The organism is Mesobacillus subterraneus, from assembly GCF_000934845.1.
In the GTDB taxonomy this organism is placed as follows: Bacteria; Bacillota; Bacilli; order Bacillales; family Cytobacillaceae; genus Mesobacillus; species Mesobacillus stamsii.
In genome coordinates this window covers 1-1705 of record NZ_JXIQ01000160.1, presented here as the reverse complement: position 1 = coordinate 1705, position 1705 = coordinate 1, and the positions used below count along the sequence as shown (strand labels likewise).

The 1705-nt window shown below is 43.2% G+C and carries 1 protein-coding gene; it reads right to left on the bottom strand.

Translation table 11 applies throughout. The features are described from left to right. Positions 1 to 246: 246 nt before the first annotated feature. On the bottom strand, positions 247 to 1419 hold the full coding sequence (locus UB32_RS16845) for a molybdopterin-dependent oxidoreductase (RefSeq protein ID WP_044395900.1): 1173 nt from the start codon (positions 1417 to 1419) through the stop codon (positions 247 to 249). Positions 1420 to 1705 lie beyond the last annotated feature (286 nt).

Genomic DNA, 1705 nt, shown 5'->3' with positions numbered 1-1705 from the left:
GTCTGAAACAGGTAGCTAAGAATCCCACTGACGTTAGACAGCTTGCGACTTTAGTCGTGGGAGTCTCAAATTGTGTTTAGGGTTTTTCTTCCCAATCAATCGAACCCGTTATTAATTAACTGCCCCTTAATCTAGGAATTATAAACTTCTACAAGCTTTTATTTCGAACTCCCGAATGGGACAAGAGAACCACATGGCTCACTTACAAACACGCTCCATGTGATTAGCTTACGCTATTGTCTTTTACTATCCTACCCATGCATCGGTATCATATCCCCTCACCTGCCAGTAGCCTTCGTGTACTTGATCGATAGCTTCGATTCTGACAAGCCATTTCACGGATTTATAGGCATACATTTTAGGAACAATCAGCCGGACGGGGCCTCCAAAATCTGACGGGATCAGCTCTCCATCCATGAGTACAGCGACCATTACATCATCCAAGACTGCCTGTTCAAGGGATAATGAGTCAGTATAGACACCGTCGCCCGAGTAAAATTTGAGATGGGAGGCATTCTCTTTCAGCTTTACTTTCTTCATGAGATCTTTCAGCAGGATGCCTTCATACGTGACATGAAGCACGGACCATCCAGTAACGCAGTGAAAATCACTGACCTGGACTGTCCTCTTCAATTTGACGAATTCTTCCCATGACAACGACACTGGTTCATCAACCAGTCCATCAATCGTAAAATTCCAATTTTCATTCGTAAAAACCGGTGTCTCCGTTACTGTATAAATACGGAATTTCCCTTCATACCCTCCGCCAATGGGAGGGGTGGATTGCGTGGCAGGAATCGGCATGGGTGAGAGTTCATTTGTGCTTTTCAGCGTCACCGATTTTAGTGTCGACCCTCCATCATCCGTCACTTGTTTCAGCCATTTATAAATGGATGGGCCCAAAATGATCGCAAGCAAAGTCACAATGCCGTATTTGAAAAACCCTCTGCGGCTGAAGGCATATAGATTTTTCTTTTTTTCTTGCAGTTGATCTGATTTTTTACGAAACCAGCTTGCCCTAGTCACTGAGTGGAAAAGGAGAACCGGCAGACCAATCCAGGTGAATACATCATGTATGATCAATGAAGCTTGAACGATTTCTTCAGGAAGACTCCTTTGAAAGGTTAGAACCGTACCGCTAATAATCCAGCCAATGATCAATCCAATAACCATCGCAAGATTCCGTTTCTTTCCTTGTTGTTTTTTTATGACTTTATAATGAAAGGCAAAATAGCGGAAATAAAGCAAAAGAAAGGCAACAGTTGCAAATCCGATCCAAATATGAGCATCCTTCAACATGACACGGTATAATGCCAATGGCCCTCTTAAAGAAGGAATGAAAAGCAAAATCCCACTTATGAATAAAAATAAGGTAGCATATCCATTCAGATGGTGAAGTCTTTTTAACCTTTTCCACATTTCGCTGCACCCACCTCTCGCTTATTCAGAAGCCTGAACCTAAAGCCTCTTCCTGTTCAGATAAAACTTTTTACACCGATTGCCCCGCATTGGTGCTGAACAAGGGGCACATGGACGGTTTTCTTGACCCATTCTAGAGCCGGTATAACCCTTCCTCTTTATCCGTTAATTCTTGGATTGTTTCTGCCGTAGAATTCACATTCACACCCCTTTTATTATCAGTGAACTACTCCCACCACTTACCACCCTTACTGGTCGCTTGAAGTGGGGGCTTCTCGACTTATCG